This window comes from Stenotrophomonas sp. WHRI 8082, assembly GCF_040223995.2.
In the GTDB taxonomy this organism is placed as follows: domain Bacteria; phylum Pseudomonadota; class Gammaproteobacteria; order Xanthomonadales; family Xanthomonadaceae; genus Stenotrophomonas.
Genome location: NZ_CP167826.1, coordinates 3,570,897 through 3,585,961, shown reverse-complemented (window position 1 = coordinate 3,585,961; position 15,065 = coordinate 3,570,897). Strand labels below are relative to the sequence as shown.

Here is a 15,065-nt window from a genome sequence, read left to right as displayed (position 1 = left end):
TTTCACTGCGGCCACCGGCTTACTTGCCGGGGTTGTTGTTGCGGGATGCATTCTTCTGTTCCTGTGCCGCGGCAGCGCGCGATTCTGCAATACCAACAGCGCGTGCGCCGGCGGCCTGTTCGTCCTTCTCCAGCTGCAGCGGTTGCTGCTCGCCTTCGGGGGTCAGCCAGCCGCCGCTGAATCCAGCGCGCTCCAGCCCCTTGCGGATGTGGGGGTTCTTCTTCATCACCTCCCACACGAAATCATTACGGTAGTTGGCGATCATGGTCAGGATCGGGCCCTGGTCGATGCCGATGTAATCACTGGCCACCCAACCGCGATCGGGCACCATCCGCCCGGTCTTGATCGGGATGTCGTAGTTGAAGCTGGGGTTGAACGAATCCAGGAACCCGTAGCTGGAATAGATGTAGTCACCGAAGCGCTTGTGCATTTCCTGGGTGGCCGGGATCACCTCTTCGGGGGCGAACACGATCGACGAGATCGCAGCAGTCGGGGCGATCGTGCCGTCGTCGAAATTCTCGCGCAGGCCCGCGCCACGCGAAGAGTAATGGCGGAACTGGCGCTGCTCGCCGCGATACTCCTGCGTGGTGTTCTGCGGCCCGTCGCTGGCCGTCAGGCCCCACACGTTCTGGCCGTATTCCTTCCAGTTCATCGGGTTGCTGATGGCGTACTCGCGCTGCGCCAGCGCCGCCGAACGGCTGTTAAGGAAATAGGTGCTGCCACGCTCGCGCATGTACGCATCCTGGATATCACGGAAGTCGATCCAGACGTGGCTGTACTGATGACCGAACAGCGGGCCGAAGGACAGGTACTCCTGGCCCTGATACACGCCCCAGTCGTTGTCATAGGTCCGTGTCCACACCGTCCACGCGTCCGGGCTGACCGGATGGGTGGGCGACCCCAAGGCCAGGATGTAGACGATCATCGCCTCGTTGTAGCCCATCCAGTCGTGTTCGATGGTGCCGCTTTCCGGGAACCAGCCCATCGAGATCAGCGGGGCGCGTTCCTGCAGCCACGGCCAGTCCACCCGCTTGTACAGGGTGTCGGCGATGTCACGGATTTCCTTCTCACGGCTGTCGCCACCGTCGTAATACGACTGCGCGAACAGCACGCCCATCATCAGCAGCGCGGTATCCACCGAGGACAGCTCGACCCAGCTGTCGTAACGCTGCCCCTGCTGCATGTCCAGGAAGTGGTAATAGAAGCCCTTGTAACCGCCCTTGCCGGTGCGCTGCGGGCCCATCGGCACGTCGCGCAGGAATCGCAGGGTGGTCAGCGTGCGCTCGACCGCCTGGTTGCGGCTGACCCAGCCATTTTCGATGCCGATCGGGTACGCCGTCAGCGCGAAACCGACCGAGGCGATGCTGGCGAACGGACGCGAAGGATAGCGATCCGGGGTGAGCCCGTTGATCTCGTTGGTGGTATCCCAGAAGAACTGGAACGTGCGGCGCTCGATGTCATCGAACAGCGGCGGCAGTTCCGGCTTCATCGGCCGCGGCGGCAGGTCCGCCTCGACCAGGATCACCTGGGGGGCTGGCTTGACCGGCTCCGGCGCCGCTTGTGGCTTGCAGCCGACGGTGGCCAGGCCGAACAACGCGACAGTCAACACGTGGCGTACCCGCATCGGCCCCTTCCTTTTTTGCTGTTCAAGAGTACAGAGCATAACGTCCCATGACTTGAAATCGTTTACATATCTGCCCCGAAAAAAACCACCTGCGGTGGTCGGGACCGATGGATCATTGCCCAGCCCGCTGCCCCCTCACTGGCAGCGGGCTGGACAATGGACGGATCCGAAGATCCGCCATTGCCTGCCCACGGTACCGCCCGAAGGCGGCACCGCGGTTCCTCTCAACTCCCCTGGATCAGAAGCGGAAGCCGACTTCGGCCTTCACCTGACGCGGGGTACCGACGATGTCGCCGGTCTCGTTGTAGCTGGCCAGCAACTTGCCGTTGGTCTTGGTGTAGTTGTAGTTCGAGAAGTTGTCGAAGTTGAACACGTTGATGATGTCGATACGAGCGTACAGCTCGGTCTCGTGCGCCATCTTGAACGTCTTCGTCGCCTGCAGGTCGACCGAACGGTAGCCGAAGATCTTGCCACCGAGCAGGAACTTGCCGTTGCCGTTGGGCACTGCGGCGCCCGGGGTCGGCAGGTCGAAGCCCGTCGACTGGGTCACCGGGTACCAATCGTTCACCGCGGTCGGCGTGGCCAGGGTGACCTTGCCGCCGAAGGTGATGCCCCAGAAGCCGGCATACGAACCGGTGACCACCAGGCGGTGACGCGGGGCGCCGTTGGAGCGGATGGTCGGGTAGTCCTCGATCAGGCCACGGTCGAACGCGTACTTCTCATTGATGTCGCGGTTGTGGCGCGCGGTGGTCCAGGTGTAAGCGATCGAGGAGCCCCAGCCGCTTTCCTGGGTGAACGGCTTCTGCGCCGACAGCAGCAGCTGGGTCGCGCGGGTCTTGATGCCCTGCTGGCCGATGATCAGGCTGCCGAAGCCCGGCACGTTGCAGCTCCAGGCCTGGCTCAGGCCCGGGTCGGAGCCACCGCACAGACGCGGGTCATCGAAGAACTGACCGGTCGGGTAACGGTTGCCCAGCGTGAAGGCGAAGCCGTCGTAGCTCAGGGTGCGGGAGATGGTCGCATCGGTCAGCCAGTCACCGACCTGGTTGCTCATGCCGAAGCTGAACTGATCGGAGTACGGCACCTTCAGATTGTTGTTCAGCAGGTCCACTTCCAGGCCGGCATTGCTGGTCGAACCGACCAGCGACTGCAGGTTGCCGATGCCGTTGAGCAGGTTCGGGTTCCAGTCATAGCAGGCGGCCTGGCCATTGAGGCAGGTGCCGGTGTTCGGATTGCGGAAGTAGATGGTCGGCTGCGGCAGGGCCAGCTTGGTGGTTTCCAGCTGCAGGTTGTCGAACAGGTCGCGATCGTACGAACGACCGGCACCGCCGTGGAACACGTGCTGCTCGTCGGCGTTGATGTCGTACGAGAAGCCGATGCGCGGCTGCCAGGCATCCTTGAACGCCTTGCGGTTCTTGCCGGTGCTGATGTACTGGCTGATGTCCAGGCCACCCAGCGCCAGCGAATCGGCGTAGGTCTGGCCAGCAGCAGCGCGCGGATCCTGCGAGTAGATCGCGTCGACCACTGCCTGCGGGGTCACGAAGTCCAGGTAGGCCGGGGTCTTTTCGTAGTCCCAGCGCAGGCCGAGGTTCAGCTGCAGGTGGTCGTTGACCTGCCAGTCGTCCTGGATGAACAGGCCGATCTGCTTGGACTTCGAACGCACTTCGCCGGACACGCCCGACACGCCGGTCACCGGCTTGACGAACTGCGCCTTGTACGGAATGTCGGACGGGAAGTCCGGATCGCCCAGCGTATAGGTGAACGCCGGGTTGATCTGTGCCGCATCCGATGCGTACAGGTCGATTTCCTTGTACTTGGCGCCCATCTTGATGGTGTGGTCACCATTCCAGGTGATGCCATCCAGGGTCAGGTTGTCTTCAATCGCCCAGCCCTTCTGGCCCTTTACCTGCGAATCCAGCGCCGATGCGCCACCGATCTTCACCAGGGTGCGGTCTTCGGTGCCGTCCGGTGCGGTGTAGGTGAAGCCGTTGGCCAGCGTCAGCGGGGTCGGATTGTTGAACGAGTCTTCGTGGGTGAGCATCATTTCGTTGTAGAAACGCTCACCGCTGTGGTTCCAGCGCAGCGCATAACGACGGTCGGTGTTGACCACTTCACGGCCGGCTTCCGGCGCGGTCTGACCACTGAACTGCTGCTGGGTCTCGTCGCGATCCTGGAAGCTCAGTTCGATGCGATCGTTATCGGTCGGCTCGAAGTCGATCTTGGCGAAGATCAGGTCCTGCTGGAACGGCTGGCTGGCCGGGCCGAGGCCGGCGGCGGCGTCTGCCGGCAGCAGGCCGACGCGGTTGGTGACCGAACCTTCCGGGGCGATGGTGACCGGCAGGTCGAAGCGCTTGGCTTCATAGGTCACGAAGAAGTGGGCCTTGTCCTGGATGATCGGGCCACCCAATGCAAAGCCGTATTCCTTCTCGGCCGACGCTTCCTTGCTCTGGCCCGGCTGACGCTCCGCCGGGGTCTTGGCGCGCATGTCTTCGTTGGTGTAACGGTAGAAGGTTTCACCCTTGAACTCGTTGGTACCGGACTTGGTCGCTGCGGTCACGGCCGCGCTGGAGACCTGACCGTATTCGGCCTTGTAGTTGCCGCTGATGACCTTGTATTCACCGATCGCCAGCTGCGGGAACGGGTTGCCGGCGCTGCCGGACTGGCCGGCCACGCCGCCGCCCTTGACGTAGCTCTTCTGGCCCACGCCGTCGATGTACACGTTGGTGCCGTCGGAGTTGGTGGCACCGCCGCGCAGCGAGGTGTTGCCCTTCGCATCACGGGTGAAGATCAGGCCCGGAACCGCGTCGGCGAATTCCAGGAAGTTGCGCGACACCTGCGGGGTGGTCTGGATCTGCTGCAGGCTGACGGTCTTGCCGACTTCAGAGGTGCGCACTTCCTGCAACAGGGTCGGTGCCACGACGGTGATCGCATCGAGGTTGGTCGCGCTGCCATCGGCCGGCGCAGCCGCCTGGGCGCCGCTGAAGTTCAGCGTCGCGGTCGAGGCCACGGTCACGGTGACCTTCTGCGTCTGGCCGTTGGCCACCACGTCATAGGTGCCCGGGTCCAGGCCCATCAGCGAGTAGCTGCCGTCGGCGCGGACAGTGCCGCGACGCACGGTGCCGGTGGCCACGTTGGTGGCGACCACTTCGCTGCCGGCCTGTGCCGAAGCGACCTGGCCACGCAGGCTCGCGTTGGCCGACTGGGCCATCACGTCCGGGGCAGCGGCGAACACCAGGCAACTGGCCAGGGCACAGGTCAGCAGGCGGCGAGCCGGCATCCGACGATGGTTATTGAGATGCATCATGAAAATCTCCGGGGGTGGTGGCGACCGTCATGGCCGCCCCTTTCATGTCAAACAAAAAGGTAATGCCTCCGGCTTCAGCGGCCGGATGGCGTCTCGTTCCTGGGCTTGCACTTACTTGAATCACGCACGATCAGTCGCGGCACCAGCGTCTGCTTGTCGCCCGCTCCTTCCGTGGTTTTTGAATCCATCAACTGCATCAGGCGCGTCATCGCCATGTCACCAAGCTCGGCGATACTCACCTGCATCGTCGTCAAAGACGGGTGAACGAAACGGGCCAGCGGAATGTCATCGAATCCGGCCAACGCCACATCGTCCGGCACCTTCAGTCCTGCCTGCGCGAACGCATACAGACACCCCAGCGCCATCATGTCGTTGGCTGCGAACACCGCGTCGGGCAGCGTCCCCGCTGCCAGCAACTCCTGACCGGCACGATGGCCGGAAGCTTCGTCGAAATCACCGGGCAACTCGATCCCCTGCGCCTGCGCGCCGAAGGCAGTGAGCGCGTCACGGAAGCCTCGCAGGCGTTCGCGCGCATCGTAGTTGGAGTCCGGGCCTGAAATGAATGCAATGCGTCGGTGACCGACGTCCAGCAGATGGCGGGTCATCGCCACCGCACCGGCATGGTCATCGATGCTCAACACAGGGTGGTCCTGGTCGGGCAGATAGGTGTTGATCAGAACGGTGGGCAACGACTGCGGCAGATTGTCGGTCAGGAAACCCGGGCTTTCGGCATACGGCGACAGCACCAGCAGGCCATCCACGCGGCCGCGCATCGCGCGCAGCGCTGCACCCTGCTGTTCCTGGTCACCGTGGTAACTGGACACCAGCAGATGCTGGCGGCGCACACGGGCGATCTGGTCGATGCCACGCATCAATTCGGAGAAGAACTCGCCGTAAAGATCAGGCAGCACCACGCCCACCGTATTGGTGCGGCGGCTGCTGAGACTGCGCGCCGCCGCATGCGGGGTGTAGCGCAGGCGCGCAGCCACCTCCAGCACCAGCTGGCGAACCGGCTCGGCGACATTTTCGTGTCCGTTGAGCGCGCGCGAAACCGTGGCCACTGAGACCTTGGCTTCCCGTGCGACATCCTTGATGGTGATCGCTGCCTTGTTCACGAAGTCGCCCTCCACGACTTGAGCCATTCGGCTTGGCGCGGAATGTAAGCGTTTCCAATGTCCAATGTAAACACTCCGTTAGTCCTGATTGTCATTCGACGTCCGCCCGCTGTCCTGGCGGGACGTCACCACGACGCCACGGGACAAGAGCGGACAGGGATCAGCCAGCCTCGGCCGGGGTCTGTGCGTTGATCGACAACGCATGGATATCGGTATCCATCATGCTGCCAACGGCAGCGTACACGGCCCGATGCCGCGCAAGTGCGCCCATGCCTTCGAAGGCGGTACTGACCACGTGCACGTTGAAGTGACCGCGCCCGTCACGGGCCCCTGCATGGCCCGCATGGCGGTGGCTGTCATCCTCGACATCGAGGTGCACAGGGGCCAGCGATTGCTGCAGTGCCGCACGAATACGCTCCACCCGTTCCGCATTGCTCACGGCAGCACCTTCCGGAACGGGCGGACATCGGTCCGCGCATACACGCCAGCGGCCACGTAAGGATCGGCATCGGCCCACGCGCGCGCCTGCGGCAGCGAATCGAACTGGGCGATCACCACGCTGCCGCTGAATCCTGCCGGGCCGGGATCTTCGCTGTCGATTGCCGGGCACGGGCCGGCCACCAACAAGCGCCCCTGCTCCACCAGGGCCTGCAGCCGCGCAAGATGCGCAGGCCGCGCCTCCAGACGCGCCGGCAGGACATCCGGAGCGTCATAGCCTTCGATCACGTACCACATGGTTGTCTCCTCACTGTCCCGGGACGGGAATCGCCGGTGATTCTAGCCCCAGCGGGAACAGCGCCGCCGACCACGGCGCGGCGCCACCGCCTTATCGCTCTATCGCTTTTTTTATTCTTCATCCGCGACCGGCGGCGCCCGTAGCCGGTCAGGGGGCCGGGCGGGTGGGGGCAGGGGGACTGTTGGAGCCCATGGATGGGCGGAAACAAGGCTACATGGATGTACTTGCGCCGGGTCCCCCTGCCCCCACCCGCCCGGCCCGCCCCCATAACCCGCTTCTGCTCCAGCCAGTCGCGAGGGGGCTCAGCCCGTTCGCCCCCCTGCCCCGCGCACGCTGGACAGCAGCCAGGCAAAGCCGTAACCTACTTCCATTGCACGTGTTGCACGTGGCTGGACGCAGCGTCCCGTCGGATCAGTGGCCCTACAAGCCCCCGATGATCGATCCGCTGCCCCCGACCAGACCATGTAGACGACCTCCCCGTAGTTTCGTCGCTTCCGCAGATGCGGTGCGTCCTGCTTCATTGATGTGTGGAATCGCGCCGACTCCGGCGTGTCCTGGTTCCCGCGATCGCCTGTCAGGTCATCTCCTGTTGGCGCTGCGCGGTACCGCGACCGGTCCGTTGCAATCCTGATGTCCCTAGATGACCTCTGAAACCGCGCCCAGCGCGAATCCGTCAACCCGGCCGCCCCATCCACAGCAGCAGGAAATGCCGCTGGCCGTGGTGCATGGGCAGCCGGTCCTGCAGATACCGCAGGACCTGTACATCCCGCCGGATGCACTGGAAGTCATCCTCGACGCGTTCGAGGGACCACTGGACCTGCTGCTGTACCTGATCCGCCGCCAGAACCTTGACGTGCTGGACATCCCCGTCGCCGAGATCACCCGGCAGTACGTGGAATACATCACCGTGATGCGCGAGCTGCGTTTCGAGCTGGCCGCGGAATACCTGGTGATGGCGGCGATACTGGCCGAAGTGAAGTCGCGGATGCTGTTGCCGCGGCCGATCAGCGAGGACGGCGACGAGGCCGATCCGCGCGCGGAGCTGGTGCGTCGGCTGCAGGAGTACGAACGTTTCAAGCAGGCGGCCGAGGATATCGACAGCCTGCCCCGGCAAGACCGCGACACCACCGTGGTGCATGCCTTCGTCCCCGATCGTGCAGCGATAAAGCTGCCACCGCCGGTGGACCTGAAGGAAATGCTGATGGCGCTGCATGACGTGCTCAAGCGCGCCGAGCTGTTCAGCGGCCACGCGATCAAACGCGAGGCGCTGAGTGTGCGCCAGCGGATGGGCGACCTGCTGGGCCGCATGGACGAAGGCGTGTTTTACCGGTTCGAGTCGTTGTTCGGCGCCGAGGAAGGAAAACTCGGCGTGCTGGTCACCTTCCTGGCAATGCTGGAACTGGCCAAGGAGCAACTGCTGGATATCGTGCAGGAAGCCCCGCTGGCGACGATCTACGTCAAGTCGCTGGCGGCGGGAAACACCAATGAGCCGCTGTCCTTCAGCAGCGAATTCGACGACAACGACGCTGAGTGAGCCCGAACTGCCGATGGATCAACCGCTGATCAACCGTATCGTCGAAGGCGCCCTGCTGGCATCTGCGCAGCCGCTGACCCTGGTGCAGCTCAAGGAGCTGTTCCCGGAAGACGAGCCGGCACCGGCCGGCAGTGTCGAGCGCGCGCTGGAATACCTGCGTGAGGCCTGTGCGGAACGCGGCGTGGAACTGGTGGAGGTCGCCTCCGGCTTCCGTTACCAGGTCACCGCTGAAGTCCACAGCCATATCAGCCGGCTGTGGACCGAACGCAAGACCCGTTACACGCGTGCCACGCTGGAAACCCTGGCGTTGATCGCTTACCGGCAGCCGATCACCCGCGGCGAGATCGAGCAGGTGCGCGGCGTAGCGGTCAGCAGCAATATCATCCAGGCCCTGGAAGAGCGCGAATGGATCCGCGTGGTCGGCCACCGCGACGTGCCCGGCAGGCCGGCCCTGTTCGGCACGACCAAGGGATTCCTGGATTACTTCGGCCTGAAGCGGCTGGACGAGCTGCCGCCGCTGTCCGAGCTGCGCGACCTGGCCGACCTGGAACCGCAGTTGCCGCTTGGCGCGGATGGGCAGCCCGACGCGCCCCTGACGGCCAGTGCAGGCAGCCCGGACCTGGCCGCAAACGATGACACTGCCGCCGATGGCAGTGACGACCAAGGCACCCTGGCCGCCGATGGCGCCGATGCCGCACCCGATTCATCCGACGCTCCCGTGGCGGCGGACCCTGATGAGCAAGCACCTTCGCCCACCGAAAACGGGCACCCCGAAACCGCGCCGGGAACGCGCGCGGCGCCAGTGAACGAAAGCGAAGACAACGCCGTCGCGATGACGACCGTGGCTGTTGACCTAGCCGATTCCGAACCAGAGGCCGATGACGAAACGTCGGCTGGAGCCAAAGTTAATGAGTGACACCCCCCGTAAGCCTTCGTTGAACAAGCTCTCGCTGAAGCGTGAAGCCACCTCCGAACAGTTCAAGCTGGAAGAGCGCCTGCACAAGGTGCTGGCGCAGGCCGGCCTGGGCTCGCGCCGCGCGCTGGAACAGCGCATCGCCGAGGGCCTGGTCAAGGTCAATGGCGAAGTCGCGCAGACCGGCATGTCCGTGCGCAGCGGCGACCGTATCGAGCTGGATGGCCGCGGCTTCGTCGCCACCGCCCTGGCCGAGCCATCGCGCGTGCTGGTCTACAACAAGCCGGAAGGCGAAGTGACCACCCGCGAAGATCCCGAAGGCCGCCCGACCGTGTTCGAGTCGCTGCCGGCACTGAAGGGCGCACGCTGGATCGCCGTCGGCCGACTGGACATCAACACCACCGGCCTGCTGCTGGCGACCACCGACGGTGAGCTGGCCAACGCCATGATGCACCCGTCCTTCGAAGTCGAGCGCGAGTACGTGGTGCGCGTGCGTGCCCCGGAAGGCCAGGACAAGGTCGACGACAACACCATCCTGCGCCTGCAGCGCGGCGTGGCACTGGAAGATGGCCCGGCCAAGTTCGACGAAGTCGAACGCATCGGCGGCACCGATTCCCACGACTGGTTCCGCGTGGTGGTGAAGGAAGGCCGCAACCGCGAAGTCCGTCGCCTGTGGGAATCCCAGGGCTGCCAGGTGAGCCGGCTGAAGCGCACGCGCTACGGCAAGGTCAGCCTGCCCCGCGAACTGGTCCGTGGTCATTCCGTGGAGCTGACGACCGCACAGGTCGACGCCCTGCGCGCCGACCTGAAGCTGGAAGAAGGCGCGCCCTCGGCGCTGACGCTGCAGCCGGTGATCGGTCAGCGTCGCGCTGCCAAGACCACGGTGCGCATCGGCCGTGACGGGGGTCGGGGTACGGCCTACGTCAATGGCCACAACACCGCCGATGAAGGCCGCGAACTGCGCCGCTTCGACAACGTGCGCGAAGACCGCGGCCGCGGTCGCGGCGGCAAGCCGGGTGGCGGCTTCAAGGGCGGCCTGACGGTCAGCGGTGAAGCGGCTGCCAAGCAGTCGCAGCGCCCGTTCAAGGCCCGCCCGCAGAAGAACGACCGTGGCCTGCCGGAAGGCAACCCGGCTGCGTTCCGCAGCTGGTATGTGCCGGACGGCGTCAGCACCGGCCCGAGTGGACACCGCAATGCCGGCCCGGGCGCTGCCCGCGGTCCGGGTGCCCGTGGTCCCGGTGGCCCCGGCGCGCGCGGTCCCGGTGGTCCGGGTGCCCGGGGTCCGGGTGCGCGCGGTCCAGGCCAGGGTGGCGGTTACGGCCAGGGCCAGGGTGAAGGCGCTCGTGGCGGTTATGCCAAGCCGAAGTCACCGGGTGCCGGCGCCGGTGGCAACCGCGGCGGCCAGGGCCAGGGTGGCCAGGGCAACAAGCATCCCTACGGGCATCCGGGCAACGCCCCGTCATTCCCGTCCGATCATGCCAACCCAGGCTTCAGCCCGTACGGCAGTGCCCGTCCGGCCAGCGGCAACCGTGGCCCGGGCGGTAACCGCTCGGCGGGTGGCCCCGGCGGCAACCGGGGGCCGGGTGGTCCCGGTGGCGGCAATCGTGGTCCCGGCGGCCCCGGTGGCGGCAATCGCGGTCCCGGCGGCCCCGGTGGCGGCAATCGCGGTCCGGGTGGCCCCGGTGGCAACCGCGGACGTGGCGGCGGCCCGCGCGGCGGCTGATCAATAAAAAACCCGGCCTCGCGGCCGGGTTTTTTGTGTCGGGTAGTGACGGCCGCTGGCCGTCAAACGATCCCATCTTGACGGCCAGCGGCCGTCACTACCGTGTCTTTCAGCGGCGCTCGATGGTGAACGCGGTGCCGTCGATGCCCAGGTCCCAGCCCTTGCCGGTGCCGGCCAAGGCAAGCGAGATGTCGCCCTTGGTCATCGCCGCTGCACCGCTGGAGCGGATCACGCCCGCATGTGCGCCAACGGCGGCATAGGTGCCGAACAGATCATTGGGCGAGTACGCGCCGCTGAAGCGGCCGGTCCCATCGACGATCTTCGATTTGCCGATCGTCAGCCCGCCGCCCTTGACCTTGAGCTTGACCGGCATCGTCATGCCGTTGTCGCAGGTGATCGTGCCGGTACCGGACGCCGTCTTGTAGAACACCGACCAACCGGACATGTCGTAGCGCAGGTTGCATTCGATGTTGCCCGCTGCCTGCGCGGCGGGCGCGACGAAAGCAGAGGCAGCGAGCACGAGCAGCAGGGAAACGGTGGACTTCATGATAGGGGTGCTCCGCGTTGTGGAATGCGCGAAATCTAGCAGTGCCCCCCTCCTCCGGACAGGGGCAGCTGCGCCATCCGCGTCCTGTGGTTCAGTCAGCCGTCGGCTGCTCCAGCACGAAGGCATCGGCATCGAGCATCGCCGGGAAACGGGCGCGGTGTGCCGCCAGCGCACCGGCCGACAGCGTGGTCGTCACGACCTGTTCGACCTCACGCACCTCCACCTGCGCCTGGCCCAGGAAATCGATCACCGCGCTGTCGCCGGCATAGTGCAGATCGTTGCCGTCCACGCCCACCCGGTTGACCGCGGCGACGAAGCAGAGGTTTTCGATCGCACGCGCACGCAGCAGGGTCTTCCAGGCATAGGCACGCGCCGAGGGCCAGTTGGCCACGAACAGCTGCAGGTCGAAGTCCAACTGCCCTGCCCGCTCCACGTCGTACCGGTTGCGGCAGAACACGGGGAAGCGCAGGTCGTAGCAGACCTGCGGATTGATCCGCCAGCCCTTCCACTGCACGCTCAGGCGCTCGCGGCCGGCGGCATAGCGCTCATGCTCGCCGCCGTAACGGAACAGGTGGCGCTTGTCGTACTGCTGCACCTCGCCATCGGGCGTGGCGAACAACAACCGGTTGTAGACCGCCTCGCCTTCGCGCAGCTGCACGCTGCCGGTCACCGCCGCATCCAGCTGCGCGGCCTGCTGGCGCATCCAAGCGACGGTCGGCCCCTGCATGTCTTCGGCCTGCGCAATCGCCTCGTTGGAGAAGCCGCTGGTGAAGGTTTCCGGCAGCACCACAAGGTCGGTGCGGCCCGCCAGCGGCGACAGCAGGTCACCGTAATACGTGCGGTTGCCGGCCGGATCGTGCCAACGCGTGTCGCCCTGCACCAGGCTGATACGCAGGTCCTGCACAGCACCCTGTGCGTTCGTCGGCACCGCGCTCACAGCCGTGCCAACCGTTCGATGGCCGCATCCAGCGTCGTTTCGTTCTTGGCGAAGCACAAACGCACGATGCGCTGGCCGGCCGGCGGCGTTTCGTAGAACGGTGACAGCGGAATCGCCGCCACGCCTTTTTCGATCGTCAGCCACTTCACGAATTCATGGTCCGGCAAGTCGCTGATCGCCGAGTAATCCACCAGTTGGAAGTAACCGCCCGGCACCGGCAGCGCCTGCAGGCGCGTCTGCGCCAGCTGCTCACGGAAGCGGTCACGCTTGGCCTGGTAGAACGCCCCCAACTGCAGGTGGTGTTCCGGCTCGTCACGGATCATCGCCGCGAAGCCATACTGTGCCGGGCCGAAACTGGTGAAGGTGTTGTACTGGTGCACCTTGCGGAATTCCGCGCTCATTGCGGGCGGGGCGATGGCGTAGCCGATCTTCCAGCCGGTGCAGTGGTAGGTCTTGCCGAAGCTGGAGATCACGAACGCGCGCTCGCGCAGCTCCGGATGCCGCAGGGCGGACTCGTGGCGACGGCCATCGTAGATGATGTGCTCGTACACTTCATCGGAAATCAGATAGATGTCCGTGCCGCGCAGCAGATCGGCCAGGGCCTGCATGTCCGCCGCATCGAGCATCGCGCCGGACGGATTGTGCGGTGTGTTGACCATCAGCATCCGCGTGCGCGGGGTGATCGCCGCACGCACGCGATCCCAGTCGACGGCGAAGGTATGCGGATCCAGCGGCACGTGCACCGCGCGCGCGCCGGCAAGATCGATCGCCGGCTCGTAGCAGTCATACGCCGGGTCGAGCACGATCACCTCTTCGCCGGCACGCACCACGGCGTGGATGGCGTTGAAGATCGCTTCGGTGGCACCGCTGGTGACGGTGATTTCCGTATCCGGGTCCACCTCCGCGCCGTACAGGTCCAGCGATTTCTGCGCGATGGCCTGGCGCAGCGGCGCCACGCCGGTCATCGGCGGATACTGGTTGAGACCGTCGGCCATGGCCGCCGTGGTGGCATCGATCAGCCGCTGCGGCGCGCTGAAGTCGGGAAAGCCCTGGCCGAGGTTCACGGCGCCGTGTTCGGCTGCCAGCTGGGACATCACGGTGAAGATGGTGGTGCCCACCTTGGGCAGCTTGGTCTGCGGTTGCATCGGCCTGTGCGGGGTTGGAAGACAGGCATGTGAGTGTAGCGCCTTGACGGCCAGCGGCCGTCACTACCGACGCGCGGCCGTCACTACCCTTTACAATCGGGGCCCGTGTTCGGCGCAGAGAATCGCCCCTTGGATACCCCTGCGCTGCTGGCCGCCCGTGGCCTGTGTTTTTCCCGCGACGAAGAAACGGTGTTTGGTCCGCTCGACTTCCATGTCGATGCAGGCGAGGCCCTGCTGGTGCAGGGCGACAACGGCGCCGGCAAGACCACCTTGCTGCGTGTGCTGGCCGGGCTGCTGCGCCCGGCGGCAGGCACGGTCGAGATCGATGGACGCGCCGCAGGCATCGCCGAACGTGCGCACTTCGTCGCCTACCTGGGCCACCTTCCCGCGCTGAAGGCGGATCTGGATACCCTGGAAAATCTGCACTTCCTGTGCGGGCTGCATGGGCGGCGCGCGCGCCAGATGCCGGGCAGTGCGCTGGCCGTGGTGGGCCTTGCCGGATATGAAAACACCCTGGTGCGGCATCTTTCCGCTGGGCAGAAGCGCAGGCTGGCGCTGGCCCGCATGTGGCTGTCGCCGGCACCGTTGTGGCTGATGGACGAGCCCTACGCCAACCTCGATCTGGAAGGCATCAACCTGGTGAACCGGATGATTTCCGCCCACCTGCGCGGCGGTGGCGCGGCGCTGGTCACCACCCACGGTGCCTACGCTGCGCCGCCGGTGCGGACGCGCCAACTGCAGTTGCCGCTGCAGGTGATCGCATGATCGCCCCGGGCACCGAACCTGGCCTGTGGCAGACCGCGCGCGCCCTTGCCAGCCGCGACCTGCGTCTGGTCTGGCGGCGGCGGGGGGATGCGCTGCAACCGGTGCTTTTCGCCCTGCTGGTCGTCGTGCTGTTCGCGTTGGCGCTGGGCCGCGATCCGCAGGTGCTGGCGGCCAATGCGGTGGCCGTGTTGTGGCTGGCGGTGCTGCTGGCAGGCCAGTTGGCGCTGGATTCGCTGTTCCGTTCCGATGCCGAAGACGGCTCGCTGGAGCAATGGCTGCTGGCCCCGGTACCGCTGTCCTGGCTGGTGCTGGTCCGCGTGCTGATGCACTGGCTGACCACCGCCCTGCCGTTGATCGTAATCAGTCCGCTGCTGGCGGAAATGCTGCATCTGCCACATGACCAATGGCCGATGCTGCTGGCATCGTTGCTGCTGGGAACCCCCCTGCTGAGCCTGATCGGTGGCATGGTCGCCGCACTGACGGTGGGCATCCGACGCTCTGGTATCCTCGTTGCACTGTTATCGTTGCCGCTGTACGTACCGGTGCTGGTGTTCGGTGCAGGCAGTGTCGCCGCCGCCGCACGCGGCCAGGATCCGCTGGGTGCGCTGCTGATGCTCGCCGCCGGCCTGGTGGTCGCGCTGGTGCTGGCGCCCCTGGCCACGGCAGCGGCGATCCGCATCTCGTTGAGCTGATTGTTCTTGAGCCGAGCCACACCGACCACCCGG

13 protein-coding genes are annotated in these 15,065 nt (G+C 65.7%); 5 read left to right on the top strand and 8 right to left on the bottom strand.

The features are described from left to right. Positions 1–19: 19 nt before the first annotated feature. The 5 genes from ABRP17_RS15645 to ABRP17_RS15625 form a co-directional block, all read right to left on the bottom strand. A complete protein-coding gene (locus ABRP17_RS15645) occupies positions 20–1,624 on the bottom strand; it encodes a glucoamylase family protein (RefSeq protein WP_188326838.1) in 1,605 nt (534 codons plus the stop codon). Positions 1,625–1,862: 238 nt separating this feature from the next. Next, positions 1,863–4,925 carry a TonB-dependent receptor domain-containing protein gene (locus tag ABRP17_RS15640; RefSeq protein ID WP_192081390.1) on the bottom strand — a complete coding sequence of 1,021 codons (3,063 nt, stop codon included), beginning with the start codon at positions 4,923–4,925 and terminating at the stop codon, positions 1,863–1,865. Positions 4,926–4,999: 74 nt separating this feature from the next. After that, positions 5,000–6,055: a LacI family DNA-binding transcriptional regulator gene (locus ABRP17_RS15635; RefSeq protein WP_188326836.1), complete on the bottom strand. Its 1,056-nt coding sequence runs from the start codon at positions 6,053–6,055 to the stop codon at positions 5,000–5,002. A 145-nt stretch (positions 6,056–6,200) separates the two neighbouring features. Continuing rightward, complete coding sequence (locus ABRP17_RS15630; RefSeq protein WP_192094555.1) at positions 6,201–6,479, bottom strand: BolA/IbaG family iron-sulfur metabolism protein; 279 nt, start codon at positions 6,477–6,479, stop codon at positions 6,201–6,203. Beyond that, complete coding sequence (locus ABRP17_RS15625; protein WP_188326834.1) at positions 6,476–6,775, bottom strand: YciI family protein; 300 nt, start codon at positions 6,773–6,775, stop codon at positions 6,476–6,478. Before ABRP17_RS15625 ends, ABRP17_RS15630 begins: the two co-directional genes overlap by 4 nt. 641 nt (positions 6,776–7,416) lie before the next feature. Between ABRP17_RS15625 and ABRP17_RS15620 the strand changes: the two genes are divergently transcribed. Genes ABRP17_RS15620 through ABRP17_RS15610 form a run of 3 tightly spaced genes read left to right on the top strand, consistent with a single transcriptional unit; the run spans position 7,417 to position 10,946 of the window. Next, the gene (locus ABRP17_RS15620) at positions 7,417–8,310 is read left to right on the top strand and encodes a ScpA family protein (protein ID WP_188326833.1); all 894 of its coding nucleotides are present in this window, start codon (positions 7,417–7,419) and stop codon (positions 8,308–8,310) included. A gap of 13 nt (positions 8,311–8,323) precedes the next feature. Next, the gene (gene scpB / locus ABRP17_RS15615; protein ID WP_188326832.1) at positions 8,324–9,226 is read left to right on the top strand and encodes an SMC-Scp complex subunit ScpB; all 903 of its coding nucleotides are present in this window, start codon (positions 8,324–8,326) and stop codon (positions 9,224–9,226) included. Further along, positions 9,219–10,946 carry a pseudouridine synthase gene (locus ABRP17_RS15610; protein ID WP_349986241.1) on the top strand — a complete coding sequence of 576 codons (1,728 nt, stop codon included), beginning with the start codon at positions 9,219–9,221 and terminating at the stop codon, positions 10,944–10,946. The genes scpB and ABRP17_RS15610 overlap by 8 nt, the downstream gene beginning before the upstream one ends. A 109-nt stretch (positions 10,947–11,055) precedes the next feature. On the opposite strand, the gene ABRP17_RS15605 is transcribed toward ABRP17_RS15610, so the two are convergent. From ABRP17_RS15605 to ABRP17_RS15595, 3 genes are all read right to left on the bottom strand, one after another. Continuing rightward, the gene (locus ABRP17_RS15605; RefSeq protein WP_188326830.1) at positions 11,056–11,493 is read right to left on the bottom strand and encodes a hypothetical protein; all 438 of its coding nucleotides are present in this window, start codon (positions 11,491–11,493) and stop codon (positions 11,056–11,058) included. A 91-nt stretch (positions 11,494–11,584) separates the two neighbouring features. Beyond that, a complete protein-coding gene (locus tag ABRP17_RS15600) occupies positions 11,585–12,397 on the bottom strand; it encodes an amidohydrolase (protein WP_188327234.1) in 813 nt (270 codons plus the stop codon). A gap of 29 nt (positions 12,398–12,426) precedes the next feature. Continuing rightward, a complete protein-coding gene (locus ABRP17_RS15595) occupies positions 12,427–13,575 on the bottom strand; it encodes a pyridoxal phosphate-dependent aminotransferase (RefSeq protein ID WP_188326829.1) in 1,149 nt (382 codons plus the stop codon). 129 nt (positions 13,576–13,704) lie between these two features. Here ABRP17_RS15595 and ccmA point away from each other — a divergent pair, with 129 nt between their 5' ends. Both ccmA and ccmB read left to right on the top strand, forming a co-directional pair. After that, complete coding sequence (ccmA, locus tag ABRP17_RS15590; RefSeq protein ID WP_192094554.1) at positions 13,705–14,340, top strand: heme ABC exporter ATP-binding protein CcmA; 636 nt, start codon at positions 13,705–13,707, stop codon at positions 14,338–14,340. Then, positions 14,337–15,032, top strand: coding sequence for a heme exporter protein CcmB (gene ccmB / locus ABRP17_RS15585; protein WP_188326827.1), 696 nt, complete (start codon positions 14,337–14,339; stop codon positions 15,030–15,032). The genes ccmA and ccmB overlap by 4 nt, the downstream gene beginning before the upstream one ends. Positions 15,033–15,065: the final 33 nt, after the last annotated feature.